The 18688-nt window shown below is 72.7% G+C and carries 15 protein-coding genes; 9 read left to right on the forward strand and 6 right to left on the reverse strand.

Annotated elements, in window-relative coordinates:
• Positions 1 to 36 precede the first annotated feature (36 nt).
• Entirely contained in the window at positions 37 to 603 is a 567-nt protein-coding gene (locus AB0C33_RS48695) for a TetR/AcrR family transcriptional regulator (RefSeq protein WP_358301911.1), read from the reverse strand.
• A 93-nt stretch (positions 604 to 696) separates the two neighbouring features.
• On the opposite strand from AB0C33_RS48695, the gene AB0C33_RS48700 reads away from it, so the two are divergent.
• The 3 genes from AB0C33_RS48700 to AB0C33_RS48710 all read left to right on the forward strand — a co-directional run bounded on the left by AB0C33_RS48700 (position 697) and on the right by AB0C33_RS48710 (position 2108).
• Positions 697 to 1104 carry a VOC family protein gene (locus AB0C33_RS48700; protein WP_358301867.1) on the forward strand — a complete coding sequence of 136 codons (408 nt, stop codon included), beginning with the start codon at positions 697 to 699 and terminating at the stop codon, positions 1102 to 1104.
• Between the two features lie 51 nt (positions 1105 to 1155).
• The gene (locus AB0C33_RS48705; RefSeq protein ID WP_358301870.1) at positions 1156 to 1515 is read left to right on the forward strand and encodes a hypothetical protein; all 360 of its coding nucleotides are present in this window, start codon (positions 1156 to 1158) and stop codon (positions 1513 to 1515) included.
• A 101-nt stretch (positions 1516 to 1616) separates the two neighbouring features.
• Complete coding sequence (locus tag AB0C33_RS48710; RefSeq protein WP_358301873.1) at positions 1617 to 2108, forward strand: tetratricopeptide repeat protein; 492 nt, start codon at positions 1617 to 1619, stop codon at positions 2106 to 2108.
• A 147-nt stretch (positions 2109 to 2255) separates the two neighbouring features.
• Here AB0C33_RS48710 and AB0C33_RS48715 read toward each other — a convergent pair whose 3' ends face one another.
• On the reverse strand, positions 2256 to 2582 hold the full coding sequence (locus AB0C33_RS48715) for a hypothetical protein (RefSeq protein ID WP_358301917.1): 327 nt from the start codon (positions 2580 to 2582) through the stop codon (positions 2256 to 2258).
• Between AB0C33_RS48715 and AB0C33_RS48720 the strand changes: the two genes are divergently transcribed.
• Positions 2503 to 2688, forward strand: a complete 186-nt coding sequence (locus AB0C33_RS48720) for a transposase (RefSeq protein WP_358301876.1) — start codon at positions 2503 to 2505, stop codon at positions 2686 to 2688. The two genes, AB0C33_RS48715 and AB0C33_RS48720, sit on opposite strands and share 80 nt — an antisense overlap.
• A 142-nt stretch (positions 2689 to 2830) precedes the next feature.
• A complete protein-coding gene (locus AB0C33_RS48725; protein ID WP_358301879.1) occupies positions 2831 to 3124 on the forward strand; it encodes a hypothetical protein in 294 nt (97 codons plus the stop codon).
• A gap of 188 nt (positions 3125 to 3312) precedes the next feature.
• Here the strand turns inward: AB0C33_RS48725 and AB0C33_RS48730 are convergent, their stop codons facing one another.
• From AB0C33_RS48730 to AB0C33_RS48745, 4 genes are all read right to left on the reverse strand, one after another.
• Complete coding sequence (locus AB0C33_RS48730) at positions 3313 to 5304, reverse strand: hypothetical protein (RefSeq protein WP_358301882.1); 1992 nt, start codon at positions 5302 to 5304, stop codon at positions 3313 to 3315.
• Positions 5305 to 5863: 559 nt separating this feature from the next.
• Positions 5864 to 6745, reverse strand: a complete 882-nt coding sequence (locus AB0C33_RS48735; protein ID WP_358301885.1) for an SDR family NAD(P)-dependent oxidoreductase — start codon at positions 6743 to 6745, stop codon at positions 5864 to 5866.
• Between the two features lie 33 nt (positions 6746 to 6778).
• Entirely contained in the window at positions 6779 to 7153 is a 375-nt protein-coding gene (locus tag AB0C33_RS48740; protein WP_358301888.1) for a nuclear transport factor 2 family protein, read from the reverse strand.
• A 59-nt stretch (positions 7154 to 7212) separates the two neighbouring features.
• Positions 7213 to 8412, reverse strand: a complete 1200-nt coding sequence (locus AB0C33_RS48745) for an MFS transporter (RefSeq protein ID WP_358301890.1) — start codon at positions 8410 to 8412, stop codon at positions 7213 to 7215.
• A gap of 78 nt (positions 8413 to 8490) precedes the next feature.
• Between AB0C33_RS48745 and AB0C33_RS48750 the strand changes: the two genes are divergently transcribed.
• From AB0C33_RS48750 to AB0C33_RS48765, 4 genes are all read left to right on the forward strand, one after another.
• Positions 8491 to 9060: a TetR/AcrR family transcriptional regulator gene (locus tag AB0C33_RS48750; RefSeq protein WP_358301893.1), complete on the forward strand. Its 570-nt coding sequence runs from the start codon at positions 8491 to 8493 to the stop codon at positions 9058 to 9060.
• A 416-nt stretch (positions 9061 to 9476) separates the two neighbouring features.
• Positions 9477 to 10430, forward strand: coding sequence for a cyclase family protein (locus tag AB0C33_RS48755; protein ID WP_358301896.1), 954 nt, complete (start codon positions 9477 to 9479; stop codon positions 10428 to 10430).
• 1915 nt (positions 10431 to 12345) lie between these two features.
• Complete coding sequence (locus AB0C33_RS48760) at positions 12346 to 17070, forward strand: amino acid adenylation domain-containing protein (RefSeq protein WP_358301899.1); 4725 nt, start codon at positions 12346 to 12348, stop codon at positions 17068 to 17070.
• On the forward strand, positions 17067 to 18688 hold a 1622-nt coding region (locus AB0C33_RS48765; protein WP_358301902.1), incomplete at its 3' end, for a condensation domain-containing protein. The genes AB0C33_RS48760 and AB0C33_RS48765, both read left to right, overlap by 4 nt.

Genomic DNA, 18688 nt, shown 5'->3' on the forward strand with positions numbered 1-18688 from the left:
GCGAGCGGGAGCTCCCGGTGGCGGCGGTGGGCCGCTTCAGGCGCGTAGGGCGTCGAGGAGGCGGGACAGCGCGGCCTGGGTGTCGGCCAGCTCGTCCGGGGCGGACTGCGCCAGCCACAGCGCGGCCTCGTTCATCGCCCCGGACAGCAGGCGGGCCAGCGGCGCGACCGGCTGGGCCGGGATGGCGCCGGCCGCGACGAGCGCGGCCAGCGCCTCGGTCAGGTGCCGGACGCTGGTGGCCTCGTCGATCGCCCGCCACTCGTTCCAGCCGAGCACGGCGGGGCCGTCGATCAGCATGATCCGCTGCACGTCGGGATCGGCCCCGGCCGCGACGAACGCCGCGCAGCCCGCCTTGAGCTGCGCCCACGGGTCGTCCTCGGCGTCGGCCGCCGCGGCCACCCGGTCGGCCACCTCGCGCTGCACCTGCTCCAGCACGGCCCGGAAGAGGTCGGGCTTGCCCTCGAAGTGGTGGTAGAGAGCGCCTTTGGTGACGCCGGACTCGCCGACGATCTCCGCCAGCCCCACTCCGGCGTAGCCCCTGGTCGCGAATAAGCGCCGCGCCGTGGCGAGCAATGTGCGGCGGGTGCGTTCCTTCTGCTCCATCCTGGTCACTGCGTCCCCTTTGACATACCGACGGTATCCCAAATAGTGTACGCCCACATACCGTTGGTACGTGAAACTGATGAGGAGGAACGCATGGAGCTGAGCAGCGTGTATCCGGTGGTGTGCACGGCCGACCTGGCCGCGTCGAAGGACTTCTACGTCCGGTTGTTCGGATATGAGGTGACCTTCGAGGCCGACTGGTACGTGAGCCTGCGCCACGGATCGTACGAGCTGGCCCTGCTCGACCACCGCCACCCGACACTGCCCGCCGCCTACCGCCGTCCGGTCGCGGGGCTGCTGATCAACTTCGAGGTCGCCGACGTCGACGCCGAGTGGGAACGCCTGGTCGGGCGCGAGGGGCTGACCCCTGAGCTGGCGCTGCGCGACGAGGACTTCGGCCAGCGGCACTTCATCGTCGCCGACCCCAACGGCGTCCTCGTGGACGTGATCACGCCGATCCCGCCCTCGCAGGAGTACGCGTCCCAGTACGCGCCCGAGTGAGACCGACGCCGGGCGCTGGACCCGGCGTACGCGTACGTGAATCATGGAGGGGTGCGTACGGGTTTCGCCCATGAGGCGACGATCGTCATGGACGCGGACGGCGATGTGCGCGCCCCCGGCGCGGCGATCACCGTGGCGCTGTGCGGGCACTGGGAGCACGAGCCGCCCTGCCCGATCGCGGCGCACCACACGACCGCCGACCGGCGGGGCGACGTCGTCCGGGTGCGGGTCCTGTTCGCGGCCGAGGCGGCGGCCGAGGCCGACGTGCGGGCCCGCATCGACGCCGCGCTGGCGCGGGGGACGCTCGACGGCCCGGACGGGGTCACCACCCGATGGCGGCTCCTGGACACCTGCCCCGGCCGCCCGCGCGCGGATGAACTGCCGCACCTCGAACGTCTCCGGCGTGGATGAAAGCTCGCCGAATTACGGCGGCGGTCACGGCTCGGCGGCCCTCCTGATCGGTCCGGACAAGTACGCTGACCGCTGTTTCGCGCGACAGTGAAGGAGCACCGATGACCGCCGATCCGACGATGGCCAGGATCGGCCAAGGGGTGGACTTACACCACCACCAAGGCCGGCCCGAAGCCGCTCGCGAATTGTTCGCGCGGATCTGGGACGACATCGGCGGCGAGCAGGGCGATCCGCTGCACGTCTGCGTTCTCGCCCACTCGATGGCCGACGTCCAGGACGACGTGCGCCAGGAGCTGATGTGGGACCTGCGCGCGCTCGCCGCCGCCGACCAGGTCACCGACGAACAGGTGGCACAGGCCGGGGTGGCGCTCCCGGTGGTGGCGCTGTACCCGTCCCTGCACCTGAACCTGGGCGAGTGCTACCGCAAGCTGGGCGATCTCGACCGCGCCCGCGACCACCTCGACCAGGCCCGAGCCGGGATCGACGCCCTGGCCGACGACGGATACGGACGACTCATCAGAGGCGGCCTGGACCGTCTGGCCGACCTACTGAATTCCAACAATTCCGCCGTCGCCCCACCCACGAATTCCTGAACCGATTTCCCAGCACCATTTCGCACCAGAGCAATTCCCCCCGAACCCCCGTCTGGCCGGCAAGCTTCAGCGGGGGAAACCTCCACCACAGGACCCCAAGTCTCGGTTCCCAGTCTCAGCGTAGCGTTCGCCAGGCTTCTTTCTCAGCTACGTATTCAGCCAGGCCAGGCCCTTCTCCGTGTCGAAGCGGCCGTCATCGAGCACCGGCGAGGTGGGCGGAGCCTCGGCGTGGGCCAGCGGCAGCCGGTCGAACCCGGTCACGCGGAACCAGAAGTGCAGGTCACGCCCCAGCGGGCGCTGGGCCACGACCTGGATCGGCTCCCGGCTGGCCAGCGTCACCCGGCGCCCGGTGGCCAAGTCGGTGGCCAGTTCGTAGGCGACCTGGACCGCCGAGTTGCCCGCCCCCACCACGACGACGTGCTCACCGGACAGCGAGGCGGGGAAGAAGAAGCCGCGTCCTCGCCGCTCGTTCACACCGGAGTTCGAAGCCGAGATCGTCGAGCTGTGCCAGCGCGGTGACCGCTCGGTCGGCCAGGTGGCCAAGGACTTCGATCTGACCGAGACCGCGGTGCGCCAGTAGATCCGCCAGGCCGAGGTCGACGCCGGTCAGCGAAACGGGCTGACCAGCAGCGAACGCCAGGAACTGGAGGCGTTGCGGCGGGAGAACCGGCGGCTGCGCGAGGACGTCGACTTCCTCAAGCGAGCGACAGCTTTCTTCGCCAATGGCCGGCAGGCGGGTGAGCGTCGCCGGGGCCGTGCTCACCGGCGCGCAGTACGCCGCCGCGCTGAGCCTGGCGCTCGGCGAGCCCGTCACGCACCAGGCGGTCAGCCCCGACATGATCCGGGCCGCGGGGTTCCCGGGCGCAGGCGAGGTCGGCAACATGCTTCAGTACCTGATCGCGGCCGCCCCCGACATCGCCCAGCTCATCGACTTCGAGCTGCTGCGCGAGCTCAACCCGCGGCTGCAATCGTTCGACGCGTGGCTGGCCGTCCACCGCGACACCATCCCGCGCTGACCGGCACCCGTCCCTTCCCCGCGCGTGGTCACCCCGGGTGAACCTCGCGGGAGATGAACGAGCTCCATCGCATGGGACTCGCGGCGACCTGCCGGGATCGGCATCACGCGGCCGGGCAGGGAGCTGTACTGCGCGGGCGAGAACAGCCACAGCGTCCCTGGCGCACAGGTCAAGGATCGAGATCAGTCTTAGCGCTTCTTCCGGCGGCCCCGAGCTCCCGGCGGCCGCGTGGGGACGTGGCGGAGGCGATGGCGGGCGGTCTTGCGGAGCGGCTCGGCCACCAGCTCGCGCAGCTCCCGCAATCCCACGACATCGGGGTGCCCCGACGCCAGGACCGCCTCCACGAACTCGTACGCGTCCCCGCCCCCCATCCTCTTGAGCTGCTCCACAAGCCCCTCAGGCCCCGCGAGCTCCAGCACTGACAGGAAATTCTCCGCACCCATCAGCAGGTTCTCTCGCTCACTCAGCGCCCCAGGCTGCATCTTCCCGGCATCGATGAGCTGCGTCCACACGGCGGGCCCGAGGACCGGGTCGTGACGTAGGTCATGGAAAAGCCGCCCTTCGGGAAGGACGTCGGCCAGAACGCGCAGCATGGCCCCCACCCGCGTACGGAACGGGCAGTCCCGCACGGCCTGCAGCAACATCTCGAGGTCCTGCCCCGGGCGGGCCAGCCATCCCTGGAGCTCCGCGACGGCGTCCTCCGGCGGATAGTGCTGGGCGAGCACCCCGAGCAGCTCGGCAGGTGGAGCGGTGGCCAGTTCGCCGACGAGGGGCGCGTCGCGGCCCTCGGCGAGGAGGCGGTCGCGGACGCCGCGCACGCCGAGCGGGGTGAGGTGGACCAGCGGGAGGTCGGGCTCGGCGAGGGCGGCACGCAGGCGTTCGACCGCGTCCGGCGGCAGGGGCTGGTCGTCGTGGTCGAGGTCGCTCGCGTAAAGAGGGTCGGCGGGGCCGCGGGTGAGCTCCACGGCCCCGAGGTCGGACAGGACCTCGAACATGCGCCTCAGGTCCCGGTCGGCCTCGCGGCGCCAGAGATCGCGCAGGCGCTCTTCCTCCTGGTCGAGATCGAAGTACTCCTGGCAGGCCAGCCACACCGTCTCTTCGAGCCGGACCACCGGCATCTCGTCCAGCCCGTACATGGAGTTGAGCACGTCCGGCAGGATCTCGTCGAAGATCTCGGCCAGGACAGGCTGGGATCGCCACGTCGCGACGGGCACGGTGACCACCCGGCCCAGCTCCGGCAGCACCTCGAACGCGCGCCGCCACAGCGCCTCCGGGTCGCCCAGCAAGGGTGCGGCCTTGGCCACGCGGAGGAGCCGGCCCTTGCTGGTGCGGGTCAGGCGCATCTTCTTGGCCCAGGCGAGCAGCAGGTTGAGTTGCGGCAGATCGGCGGCGCTGTGGACGCGCAGCCGGTCCTCGCCGGTACCCAGCAGAGTCGACACCTCAAGAGCGTCGGCGATGCGGAGGTTGCCCGCGTCGGTGAGGGCCCGGCCGTCCTTGCCCACCCAATCGGCCAGGGTGATGAGACGCTGGACGGTCTGACTGCGCGCGGCGGCCTCCATCAGCTCGGACGCGGGGGGCAGGTACACAGGCAGCTGGGGGAAGGCGCGTTCCTCACCGATGCCGCCGTTCACGAGGCGGTTCTGCAGGATCTTGTCGAGCACCTGCTCGTCGTACGGAACGCGACCGGCGTCGAGATCGCGCTTGAACCGCTCGAATGCCCCCGGAACGGTGAGATCGACGCCCTGGCCGAGAGCCGTGTGCGCCCAGAACGTCGCCACCCCCCGCAGCGTAGGATCGTCAAGCGCGGCCGCGTACTCCGCCCGCGCGTCGGCGATGATCTCCTGCGCATCCGCGAACGTGGCGCCGCGCGGGTCGCGAAGGCCGGTGACGTCGAGATAGCGCAGGTACGTGCGGAGCACCTCCGGAGCGAGGTCGAGCTCCTCCCGCACGGCCGTCACCTTGTACGGCACGTATCGCAGCAGGAAGAACCTGATGCTCGCACCGTCCCAGTACGCCAGCCGGCCGTCACGGCTCTCGTGCCGCGCGTCGACGGCGGCGGAGAGCAGCAGGTCGTCGACCGGATGCCCGTGCTCCTCCGCCCAGGTGACACACCGCCGGATCAGCAGGTCCTTAGCGGCCTCGAACTCCTCGGCCTCTTCGGGCTCGAACCAGGTACGCACGATTCAAGCCTCCCATCCCTACAGGGGCACCGTCTTGCCTGGCAGCGGGAGTTCTCGGCGACCCAGGCGATGAGATGGCTGTGCAGGCTTCATGACGGGCGGTGCCAGGGGGTGGTGGAGGTGCTCCGCCAAGGCCGCCTCCCCGGGACCGCACCGCGATCCTCCCCTTGCTTTCCCTCGGTGCACGAGCTCTTGCCGACCTACCGATGCGTTGACACTGGTGACGGGCTCCATGCGCTGTCGGACGTGGGACTGCCGGGGATCGGGGCACGCGCCGTGCGCCACGGAGCCGCCTTCATCGGAAGGTCTCCGAGGCGATCCAACACCATGGCCTTCGGCCCCATACGACACATCTGTTCGGCGGTCACCTGTACAAGGCCATGCTGAGCGCACGACACGATGCCGTCGGGGTCGCTCCTCTGGCCACGTGGAACGGCGAGTCCCCGCGAGGCGACGGCATGGTGCCACGTTTCGCCGCAGTACTGCCGGAGGAGACCGACGACCTCGCCGTGCGGTAGTGACGGTCGTGTTCCGGGTGGTGGTGGTGTGGCGTTGCGGATCAGGCGGCTGGGAGAGGTGCAGTTGGGAAGGGCACGCCGGTGAGTTGTTGGCTGATCTCCCGTAGGCGGGCGCGGGCGTCGGTGTCGTATACCTGGTGGTGGGCGCGGGCGGGGCGGGAGCGGTTGAAGTAGGTGCCGGTGACCTTGTCCAGGGCGGGGTCGGTGATCAGGCGGGCGGTGTGGGTGACGCCTTCGTCCAGGGTGCTCTGCACGGTGAACAGGTGGGTGACGATCTTGGTGGGCATGTAGGAGGCGGGGTGCAGGGCATTGACGGTGGCGCCGTGGTCGCGCAGGAGTTCGGCGTGGTCGAGGGTGAGCATGATCTGGGCGAGTTTGGCCTGGCAGTAAGCCTGCACCCCGTCCCAGTGGCGTTCCAGCAGCACGTCGTCGAAGTCCAGGGGCGCCTGTCCGGCGGAGGCGACGTTGACGATCCGCGCCGGGCCGGCGCCGGTAGTGGCTGAGCGGGCGGCGGTGCGGGCCAGGAGCGGGGTGAGCAGGCTGCTGAGCATGTAGGTGGCCAGGTAGTCGACCTGGAAGGTCAGCTCCAGGCCGTCGGCGCTGCGTTGGGGGGCGGTCTCCACGCCGATGCCGGCGTTGTTGACGAGCACGTCCAGGCGGTCGTGCGTGGCCAGGCGGTCGGCCAGGGCGTGGATCTGGTCCAGGTGGGCGAAGTCGGCCAGTTCGAAGGTGAGTCGGTCGTTGCCGGTCTGGTCGCGTAGGTCGGTCAGCAGTTGCCGGCCCTTGGCCGGGTTGCGGCCGTGCAGGATCAGCGTGGCGCCCTGGGCGGCCAGGCGGTGGGCCACAGCGCGGCCCAGGCCGTCGGTTGCGCCGGTGATCAAAATGGTCTGGTCCCGCAGTGGGCGGGTGGTGGGGGTGGTCACGGAAGTTGACCTCAACGTTCGGTGCTGGGCGGGTCAGACGATCGGGTGGCCGCTGACGGTGGTGGCGGGGACGTCCTCGCGCAGGTCCCAGTGTTCGGCGATCAGGCCGTCGGTGATGCGGAAGATGTCCACCACCGCGATGCCGGAGTGGCCGGGCTGGGCGGTGAACAGGCTGTGGGTGAACACCAGGTCGCCGTCGACGGCCATGCGGCGGATCTCGAAGCGGGCGTCGGGAAGCTGGGCGCGCATCCCGTCGATGAACTCGGTCAGCGCCTGGCGGCCGTCGGGCAGATTGGGGTTGTGCTGGATCAGGTCCGCGGCCAGGAACCGGTCGGCCAGCTGGGTGCGGCCCTGGTTCCAGATCTGCTCGAAGTAGTCGCGCACGAGCTGGGCGGCGGGCTGGGACATGGCGTTCTCCTGTGAGGTTGAGGTGACGAACAAAAGGAGGATCGGAAAGGAAGAGCAGGTCAGCAGTGGGCCGGAGTGGACGCGGAGACCGGAGTGGCCGGGCGGGTCGGGCGCGGACGGGTGGAGGCGGCGTGGGCGGTGACGGCCGCGGCCAGCGGCAGTAGCGCCAGTGCCGGGAGCCAGTGGCCGCCCAGGGCGGGCAGCAGATTGGCGCCCAGCAGGCTGCCCAGGCTCATGCCCGAGTACAGGGCCGAGGCGTTGAGAGCCAGCAGGACCCCACGCTGCTCGGGCAGCAGCTCCACCAGGCGGGCCTGTTGCGGGGCCATGAACAAGGTGTTGAAGACGGCCCAGAAGGCGAACACCGCGACCCCGGCCGCCGGTACGGCGGGTGCACCGGCGAGGGCCAGAAAGGCCAGGGTCAGCCCGGCCAGCGCGACGGCGATGGTGCGGCCGCCGCCCAGGCGGGCGTAGACGCGGGAACCGGCGGCGTTGCCGACCATGCCCAGCGCGCCGAACACGAGCAGCGTCAGCGACACCAGCCCCGGGCCCGCGCCGAACCGGGCGGCCAGGTAGGCCCCGGCGACGCCGTAGACGGTGAATTGGGCGGTCAGCACCAGCAGTGTGGTGGCGATCATCAGTGTGGCGCCCCGGGTTCGCAGCGCGGCGGCGAAGGCGCGGGAGGTGGGGGCCGGGCCCGGTGCCACCGGTGGCAGCAGCACCGCCAGCAGCGCGCCCGCCACCAGGGTCAGAGCGACCACGGCGGCCATGGTGGCGCGCCAGCCGATCGCGGTGCCCGCGGCCGAGGCCAGCGGCACGCCCAGCACGGTGGCGGCGGTCATCCCGCCGAACACCACCGCCAGCGCGCGGGGCCGCTGCTCGGCGGGCACGATCATCGAGCCGGTGGCCGAGGCGGCCGGTCCGAAGATGGCCGCGCCCAGCCCAGCGGCCACCCGCGCGGCGGCCAGGGCGGTGAAGTCGGGCGCCATCGCGCCGGCGGCGCCGCCCAGCGTCATCAGCGCCAGGCCCACCAGCAGCACGGTGCGGCGGTCCAGGCGGCCCAGCGCGATCGCGGCGACGGGGGCGGCCAGGGCGAACACCAGCGCGAAAACGGTGACCAGGGTGCCGACGGTGGCGGCGGGCACCTTCAGGTCGGCAGCGATCGGGCCACTGAGGCCGACGACCGCCAGTGAGGCGGTCCCCAGCGCGAAGTAGCCCAACGCCAGCGTGAGCAGTGCAGGGGTGGAGGAACGGGGGCGCATGCCCCCTCCTTTCAATACGGACCGTTGCGTATGAGATTTAAATACGGACCGTTGCGTATGTCAAGTAGAGTGCAGTCCATGACCGGACGACCCCGCGACCCCGCCGTCGACGACGCCATCCGCCAGGCCGCCCTGAGCCTCATCACCGAGCAGGGCTACCGGGGGGTGAGCATGGAAGGCATCGCCGCCCGCAGCGGCGTGTCCAAACAGGCGGTCTACCGCCGTTACCCGAGCAAGGGCGAGGTGATCCTGGACGTGCTGGCGGTCTACGCCCGCACCCGGCTGCCCACCCCCGACACCGGCGACCTGCGGGAGGACCTGCTGGCCCTGCTGGAGGCCACCTTCGCCGGGCAGCGCGGGGTGCCCGGCGCACTCAACCAGGCCCTGGCCGCCGAGGCGTTGCAGGATCCCGCCTTCGCCCAGCGCGTGAGCAGCGAGCTGATCGCGGCGCGCCGCCAGGCGGTCCGCCAGATCCTCACCCGCGCGCGCGAACGCGGGCAGCTCGCCCACCCCGATGACGATCTGCTCATCGATCTGGTCTTCGGGCCGATGTGGTACGCGCTGCTGTTCGCCCCCGGCAAGCTCACCGACGCCTACGCCGCCGCCCTCGCCGACGCCGTGATCGCCGTGGGCACCCACGCCGGGTGACCCACGCCTGGGCCGCTCGGGAACTGCAGGCGACCGCCTACATGAAGGTGACCAATCCGTCGAGCCCAGCGCCAGTAAACGCTCGCCCTCAACCTCTCTGGTGGCCAGGCCCTTGCCGGCCGGCCGCGTTCCGGCGGCTCGGCATGATCCGAGGCACAGGATGCCCACGGCGGCCACGACGGTGAACACAGCGGATGTCAACGAGGCGACGGGGTTGTCGTAGTCCGGGATATAGGCGGCGGTGACGTTGCCCATCGCGTGCATCAGGATCGCCGCCGACACGCCGCCGGTGGCGCGCGTCCGTGGATGATCCAGTAGCATCCCGGGTCAGCGGGCCCTTGGCAGGCCGAAGGAGAAGGCGGGACACCCCGCCTCCGGCGCCTCGGGCCGCGTGGACCCGAGGAGCCGATAGCGCGATGACGGCAGGCCGACCGATGCCCACGCAGGACGACGTGCTCGGATACTTCGACACGCTGTCGAACTGGGGCCGCTGGGGCGACGACGACGAGCTCGGCACCCTCAACCACATCACCGACGACGTCCGGCTGGCCGCGGCGCGGGCGGTGCGCCACGGCAGAAGCGTGTCGTGCGCGTGGGAGGTCGCCGTACCCAAGGACATGGAGCGGTCGACGACGGCCTGCCCGCGCAGCGCCGACATGCCGGGCGCCGAGAACTTGCCGGCCGCCTTCCACAAGGACCGGCGCTGGGGGTTCTCCTCCGAGCGGCTCGGCCTCACCTTCCACGGCAACAGCCTCACCCACCTCGACTCGCCGTGCCACATCTTCTGGGACGGCACCATGTACAACGGGCGGCCCCACTCGCTGGTCGACGCCGAGACGGGCTCGTCGTGGGCGGCCGTCACGGCGGCGGCGAACGGGATCGTCACGCGTGGTGTGCTGCTCGACGTCGCCGGCGCGCGCGGCGTGCCGTGGCTGGAACCGGGGGAGGGCGTCGTCCCCGGCGACCTGGAGGAGGCCGAGCGGCGCCAGGGCGTGCGGGTGCGGCCCGGTGACGCCGTGCTGCTGCGCACCGGTTACGGCCGCGCCCGCCGCGAGGCCGGTGAGCCGGGCGGTTTCCGGCAGGCCGGCTGGCACGCGTCCTGCCTGCCGTGGCTGCACGAACGGCAGGTCGCGTTGATCGCCGCCGACACCCCCCAGGACGTTCAGCCGTCGGGGTACGAGGACGTGCTGATGCCGGTGCACGCCGTCGGCCTCGTGGCCATGGGGCTGTGGCTGGTCGACAACTGCGACCTGGAGGCGTGCTGGGCCACGGCCGCCGAGCTCGGCCAGTGGAACTTCCACCTCGCGGTCGCGCCGGTCCGCTTCGCCGGCACGTCCGGCAGCCCGGTCAACCCGATCGCCACGTTCTGACCGACGTTCACGAGGCGAAGCACGTCACGTGGCGAACGGCCCCGAGCGGGAACGGCGAGCCCCGCTTGAGGTGCCGGCCGCGTCAGGGCCGACGCCCTGCACGGGCAGAGCGGCCAGGCCGCCAGCTTACTGGGCGCGCTCGGAGGCGGGGTCGCCGTCGGAGCGGGCGGCCTGACCGCCGTCGTCGGGATCGGCGTGGCCGGCTTCTGAGCTCCGCGCTCCTGCTGGCCCGCCTGCGGACGCCCGACCGCGCATCCGGTCTCAGCCCACGGCTGACAGAGATCGATGCATGGCGCCGAGGCGATCTCTAACGAAGAACGCGCCTGTTGTCGTAACCAATTGTGAGAATTCTCCAAGGACCATTTGTGCCTCGTGCCCTCGAACCGCAACATGGCAGTACCCAGGGGATGCCGATCAGCCCAGTTCCGCGTCCCCCAGAGCCCCCTTCGGCGAATTCCTCAACAACGAGTCCTAATTCCCGAACGACAACAGCGCCCAATTAATTGAGACCACCACCCCACCCGAGCGTCTCGCCCCCCACCCACGGCGGCCCAGCGGCCCGGAGGCCCAATGGCCCGGTGGTCCGGTGGCGAGGGCCTGGAAGTCCGGGGAGTACGGGGAGTCGGAGCGGCACGGGAGTCCGGGCGACACGGGGAGTCCGGGCGGCCCAGGAGCGGGCAGACCGGGAGCGGACGCGCCCAGAGCGGACAGCCAGGAGCGAACGGCCAGGAGCCGGGGCCGGGAACCAGGGAGCGGGGACCAGGGAGCGGGAAGCTAGGGCCCGGAAGCTGGGAGCTCGGGAGCCGGGGACCTCCTTTCCATGCCTCCAGGCCGCCCGGCGGGCCGAAGGTGTGCGTGGCCAGGGCAGCCAGACCAGGCGCGGCGAGAGTAGGGGCAGCAAATGCACGCCAACCAGACACACCTCCACCAGTTCCCGGCAGAGCGACCGCCCCTCCATCCGACACGCTCGGACGGCGACGAACAGGCCGCCCCGGCCGACAACACCAGGGCGGCCCGGGCCGACTCGGACGACAACCCCCCCGGGCCGCGCCGATCGGGGATGAGCAAGGCCGCACTGCCGGCTCGGACGACGATGAACAAGGCTGCCCTGCCAGCCCGGACAGCGACGAGCGAGACGGCGTGGCCGACGTCCCCGCCCCGCCGTACCGCTCGATCGCCGTCGGGCCGCACCGCGCCGCCCAACCACACGCCTCGCCGCCTCTCCCTCCCGCGCCCTCCTGCTGCACTGCCCACCCCTTGCCTGCCACCCGACCACGCACCCCTCACCCGTACCGCGCCGCCCGACGTCCCAGGCCCGCCGTACCGCGTGACCGCAACGCCACCGCGCCACCGACCGGGCACCCCGCTGCCTCACCTTGCCGCGCCACCCGGCCATGCCGCCCGCCCGCTCTGCCGGCGACACCCTCGCACCGCCACGCAGCCGCGACACTGCGCCGCAGGTTTCCTCCGCCAAATGTCCGACCTCGTTCGCGCCGACCACCGGCCCGGTCGTACCCGAGCCGCCATGAACCCCTCGGAGGCCCCAGCCCTGGTGCCCTTCCTGAGGAGGCTCGGCACCCGAGGCCCTCATCCGCGCCGCACCTCCACCACGCCAGCACACCCGCACCAGCACAGGACGGAGACCATCGGCAGGCCCAAAACAGGGAACGCCACCCCCACGGAACGGACGTTCTTCCGCCGGCCGGGATCACGAATTCGCCACCCGGAGATCAGCCACTACACAGGGTCACAGAATCCCCCGGAGTTTGACCGGAAACCCTTACGCGACGTCATTCACGCTGACGGCCAACTCCGCCCCGGAAGGCCCTCGACAAAGCGATCATGCGGATTATGCTTCATCGCGCAATTTGTACATATTTGCCGCCAATCGCGGTGGGTTTTACGGGGAGACACCATGACCGACGACGTGAAAGGCCCGGGGGCCGGCACACGCGTTCACGAGGCCATATCCATCCAAGCCAGGAAAAGTCCTGACAGCATCGCCGTCATAGCCGGCACCACCCGCCTCACCTACGCCGAGCTGGACCGCAGGGCCAACGGCATCGCCCACACGCTGCTCGACCGCGGCATCGGACGCGGCCACCACGTCGGCGTCTGCCTGGAACAGGGCGAATGGCTGCTCCCGGCGCTACTCGGCGCGTGGAATGCGGGCGCGGCCTACGTTCCGCTCGACCCCGCCTACCCCGCCGAGCGCTTACGGTTCATGGCCGCGAACGCCGAGGTCACCGCCGTGCTCTCCGCGACCGCGCAGGCCGCGACGGCCGCCCTCACCGGGGCGGAGGTCGTCCACGTCGACGACGTCGCGCCGCGCGAGGACGCGCCCGGCGTCGCGGGAGACGCCGCCGACGCCGCGTACGTGATCTACACCTCCGGCTCCACCGGGACCCCCAAGGGCGTGGTTGTGGAGCACCGCAACACCATGAACTTCCTGGCCTGGGGCGCGTCGGCGTACACCGCCGAGGAGCTGGGCGGCATGCTGGCCAGCGCGTCGATCTGCTTCGACGCCTCGATCATGCTGCTGTTCGTCCCGCTCGTCGCCGGCGGCACGGTGATCATGGCGGAGAACCTGCTGGCGCTGCCGTCCCTGCCCGCCCGCGACGAGGTGACGACCGTGTTCGGCGTCCCGTCCGCGCTGTCGGTGCTGCTGCGCGACCCGCTGCCGGCCGGGGTGCGGACGGTGGTGTCGGGCGGCGAGCCGCTGACCGCCGCGCTGATCCGCCAGATCTACGCCAACCCGAACGTCCGGCGCGTCCTCAACATGTACGGCCCGACGGAGTGCAGCACCGCCTGCACCTTCTTCGAGGCGGGACGCGACTTCGACGGCGAGCCGCCGCTCGGCGAGCCGCTGGCCGGCGCCGTGCTGTCGGTGCGCGACGCGCAGGGCCTGCCCGTCCGGGACGGCGAGCTGGGCGAGTTGTGGATCGGCGGCCCCGTGGTGGCCCGCGGATACCTGGGGGTGGACTCCCCCGCGTTCGGCTCCGGCCCGGACGGCGGCCGCGTCTACCGCAGCGGCGACCTGGTCCGCCGGGTGGACGGCGAGCTGCGCTACGCGGGCCGGGCCGACGACCAGGTCAAGATCCGCGGCATCCGGGTCGAGCTCGGCGAGGTGGAGGCCGTGCTGGGCGGCCACCCCGCGGTACGGCGGGCCGTGGTGCTCACGCAGACCGGCGACGACGGGGCCGCCCACCTGGTCGGCCATGTCGCCGCGACCGGGGTGAGCGAGCCCGAGCTGCGCGAGTGGCTGGGCGACCGGCTGCCCGGCCACCTGGTCCCGGCCCGGATCGGGATCAGCGAGAGCCTGCCGCTGGCCCCCACCGGCAAGGTGGACCGCGCCGCCCTGCCCAGGCTCGGCTCCACGCGGCTGGTCGCCGCCGCGCCGGTCGCGCCGAGGACCGACGACGAGCGCCTGGTGGCCGACGTCATCGCCGAGGTGCTCGGCCTCGACGGGATCGGCGTGCTGGACCGTTTCGCCGACCTGGGCGGGCACTCCCTGGCCGCGGTGAGGGTGGTGAACGAGCTGTCGCGCCGGCTGGGGCACACCGTGCCGCCGGCGGCGTTCCTGACCGAGCCCACGGCGGCCGGGCTGGCGTCCCGGCTGCGCGAGACCGTCCAGGAGCCGGTGCGGCGGGACGGCGGCCGGAGCACGTACCCGCTGACCGGCATGCAGCGCGAGTTCTGGACCCTGCGGCAGCTCCATCCGGGCAAGCCGGTCACCACCGTGTCGGTCCGGCTGCGGGTGAGCGGCCTGCGGGACGCGGCGCCGCTGCGGGCGGCGCTGGACGCCGTCGTGGCCCGGCACGAGGTGCTGCGCAGCACCGTCGCCGTGGGCGAGGACGGCGTGCCGTACGCCGTGACGCATCCGCCGGTTCCGGCGCCGTTCGCCGAGCACGGCCCCGAAGCCGACCCGGAGCGGGTGGCCAGGCGCGCGGGCGCGTACGTGTTCGACGTCGCGGACGAGGTGCCGCTGGTCCGGGCCGAGCTGTGCTGGACCGGCGAGGCGGCGGCCGAGCTCGTGGTCGTGACCGATCACCTCGCCTTCGACGGCGGCTCGGTCGGCATCCTGATGGACGAGCTGGCCGCCGGGCTGGCCGGACGGCCGGTGGCCGGGCCCGCCGTCCAGGTCGGCGACGTGGCCGTGCGCGAGCAGGAAGGGCATCCGGAGCTGCCGCGGCTGCGCGAGTTCTGGCAGCGGGAGCTGTCGGGCGCGCCGGTGACGCCTCCGGCGCCCGCCGACCTGACGGCGGCGCGGGTGACCAGGCCGCTGCCGGAGGAGTTCGTGGCCGGCGTGTCCGCCCTGGCCAGGCGGTGCGGCGCGACCCCGTTCGCGGTCTACCTGGCCGGGCTCGCCCTGGCCGGCGCTGAACCGGACACGCTGATCGGTGCGGTCGCGGCGCGCCGCGCGGGCGCCGAGCTCGCCGGGGTCGTCGGCCCGCTGGTCGACACCGTGCCGGTACGGCTGCGGACCGGTGACGCCGCGACCTTCCGCGACCTGGTGCGCCAGGCCGCGGACGCCACCACGCGGGCGCTGATCCACCAGGAGATCCCGCCCGCCGAGCTGCCCCGCGCCGCCGTGCTGCTGGCCATGCAGCACAGCGAGGTCCCCGTGCGCGTGGATGGCCTGGAACTGCTCACCGAGCTCGGCTCGGGAGCCGCCGGCCACGAGCTCAGCGTGCTGGTCAACCGCACGGCGTCCGGCGGCGAGCTGCACCTGGAGTACGCCACCGCCCTGCTCGGCCGGGACCGCGCCGAGGCGTACGTGGACCGCCTGATCGCGTTGCTGCGGCACGCCATGACGGACCCCGGCCGCGAACTGGAGCTCGTCACCCCGGACGAGCGGGCCGCGCTGCTGGCGCTGGCCGCCGGGCCGGACCTGCCGCGACCGCTGCCGACCGTGCCGCGGTCGATCGCGGCCCACACCACGGGAACGGCCGTGGCCGGCCCCGACGGCACGTCGCTGAGCTTCGCCGACCTGAACGACTGGGCCGACCGGGCGGCGGCGACGCTGCTGGAGCACGGCGTGGCGCCCGGGGACGTCGTCGGCGTCTGCCTGCCGCGCGACCATCTGATGCCCGCCGTCCTGCTGGCGGTGTGGCGGGCGGGCGCGGCCTACCTGCCGATGGATCCCGAGCACCCGGCCGAGCGGCTGCGCCTGCTGGCCGAGGACGCCGGGGCCCGCGTCGTGCTCGCCAGGGGCGGCGTGCCGGGGCTCGACGCCCTGGACCTCGACCGGCTGAAGCTCGACGTCCTGGACCTCGACCGGCTGGAACTCGACCGGCTGGAACTCGACGGCCGCGCCGAGCTGCCCGAGGTCCGGCCCGGCGACCTGGCGTACGTGATGTACACCTCCGGCTCGACCGGCACGCCCAAGGGCGTCGAGGTCACCCACGCGAACCTGGCCGCCCTGGTGGCGGGCACGGCGGCCGCGCTGCGCCTGGGCCCGGACGACGTGCAGCCGGCCGTGGCGCCGCTGACGTTCGACGCGGCGGCCTCCGAACTGTGGACGGTCCTGACCCGCGGCGGGACCAGCGTGGTGGTGGACAGGGCGACCGCCAGGGACGGTCACGCGCTGGCCGAGGCGGCCGCCAAGGCCACGGTGCTCGACCTGGTGCCGACGGCGTACCGGATGCTGATCGAGGCCGGCTGGACGGGCGACGCGAAGCTGCGCGCGGTCACCGGCGGCGAGGCGCTGGACCCGGGCCTGGCCGCGGAGATCCTGGCGCGGGCCGGCGAGTTGTGGAACGCCTACGGCCCCACCGAGGCCACCGTCACCTCGACCATGCACCGCGTGTCCGCCGGCGAGCCCGGCCCGGTGCCGATCGGCTCGCCGATGCCCGGCGAGCGGGCCTACGTCGTCGACTCGCGGCTGCGGCTGCTGCCGCCGGGCGCGGTGGGCGAACTGCTGCTGGGCGGCGCGGGCGTGGCCCGGGGATACCGGAACCGTCCGGGCCTGTCCGGATTCGTGGAGGATCCCTTCGTCCCCGGCGGCAGGTGTTACCGGACGGGGGACCTCGCGCACTGGCGGCCCGACGGGACGCTGGAGTTCCACGGTCGCCGCGACCACCAGGTGAAGGTCCGCGGCTACCGCATCGAGCTGGGCGAGGTCGAGGCCGTGCTGCGCGAGGTGGCCCAGGGCGCGGTGATCGTGTCCGGCACGGGCGCCCAAGCCCACCTGGTCGGCTACGTCACGCCCGAGACGGCCGACCCGGCGGCGGTGGAGCGACATCTGCGCGCACGGCTGCCCGACCACATGGTGCCGCGGCGGTGGGTGGCGCTGGCCGCGCTGCCCACCCTGTCCAGCGGCAAGGTGGACCGGGACGCCCTGCCCGAGCCCGGTGACGGCCCGCAGGCCGAACGGGTCGCGCCCGCCTCCGACGCCGAGATCATGGTCGCCTCGATCTGGGCGGCGGTGCTCGGCCGTCCGGCCGTCTGGGCCGACGACGACTTCTTCGCCCTGGGCGGCAGCTCCTTCGCCGCCACCCGCGTGGCCGGACGGCTCCGCGAGGTCCTGCGGCTCGCCGTGCCGGTGCGGCTGCTCTTCGACCGTCCGGTGCTCGCCGACTTCGCCGCCGGCCTGGAAGAGCTGCTGCTCGCCGACCTGACGGACGGGGTGGAGGCATGACCGAGGTGCAGCGGGACCGGGTCGCCGACCTGCTCCGTTCCCGGCTCGCGGCGGCGCGGGCCGCGGCCGAGACCCTTGAGGAAGCCGCTCCGGCGGGCATCCCGGCACTGTCGGCCGCGGACATGCCGCTGTCCCCGCTCCAGGAGCGGCTGTGGTTCCTGGCCCAGCTGGAGCCGGACTCCCCCGCCTACAACGTGCCGCAGGCGCTGCGGCTGCGCGGGCCGGTGGACCTCGACGCCCTCGCCGGCGCGCTGGCCGACGTCGCTGAGCGGCACTGGGTGCTGCGCGGCGTCGTCGAGGGCCGGCGGGTGCGGCCGGCCGCCGGCGTGCCCGTCAGCGTGGTGGAGGTGACCCCCGAGTCGCTGGAGCGGGAGCTGCGGGCCGAGGCGTGGCGGCCCTTCCGGCTGGACGCCGAGCCGCCCATGCGGGCCACCGTGTTCCGGCTCGGCGCCGACGACCACGTGCTCGTGCTGGTCCTGCACCACATCGTGACCGACGCCTGGTCGGAGCAGGTGCTGCTGCGCGACCTGTCGGCGCTGTACGCGGCCCGGCTCGGCGCCGGCCCCCGGCCGGAGCCCCCGGCCCTGCAGTACGCCGACGTCGCCGCCTGGGAGGCCGGCCAGAACGCGCACGAGACGGCCGGCGAGAGCGACCTGGACTGGTGGACGCGGCGGCTGACCGGGCTGGCCCCGGTGCTCGACCTGCCCACCGACCGGCCCCGTCCCGCCGTGCCGGCCTGGAGCGGGCGCACGGTCGGCTTCGAGGTGCACGGGGAGCTGGCGGCCAAGGTGCGGGCCACCGCCGGGGCGACGCCGTTCATGGTCTTCCTGGCCGGGTTGCAGGCGCTGCTGGGCCGGTTGGCCGGCAGCGACGACATCGCGGTGGGCGTTCCGCACGCCGGGCGGGACCATCCCGACACCGAGGGCGTGGTGGGCTGCTTCCTCAACACCCTGGTGCTGCGTACCGACGTCGGCGGCGACCCCACCGGGCGCAAGCTGCTGACCCGGGCCCGCACGACCGCTCTGGACGCCTTCGCCCACAGCCGCACGCCGTTCGAGCGGATCGTGGAGCGGTTGCAGCCGGAGCGGAACCTGTCGGTCACCCCGCTGTTCCAGGTGATGCTGAACGTGTACGACAGCGTCACCCCGATGAGCCTGCCCGGGGTCGAGGTCGTGGCCGAGCGGCTGACGTCGCCGACGGCCAAGTTCGACCTCAACCTGACGCTGGAGGATCGCGGGGACGGGTTCGACGGCGTGCTCGAATTCCGCACGGACCTGTTCGACGAGGCGACCGTCCGCAGGCTGGTGGACTGGTACCTCACCCTGCTGGACGGGATGTTGTCCGACCTGGACGCGCCGGTCGGCGCGGTGCCGCTGGAGCCCGTGACCGGGCCCGTCCTGGCCGGTCCCGCGCCCATGGAGGCGCCCGGCCAGGCCGTGCACCACCTGATCGAACAGTGGGTGGACACCACTCCGGACGCGCCCGCAGTGGTGGGTGCGGATCGCAGCCTGTCCTATGCCGAGCTGGAGTCCTCCGCCAACCGCATCGCGCACTGGCTGCTCCAAGCCGGAGTACGCGCGGACGAGGCCGTCGGCGTGCTGCTGGAGCCCGGCGCCTC

Origin of the sequence: Nonomuraea sp. NPDC048881 (genome assembly GCF_040649795.1) — a bacterium.
Classification (GTDB): domain Bacteria; phylum Actinomycetota; class Actinomycetes; order Streptosporangiales; family Streptosporangiaceae; genus Nonomuraea.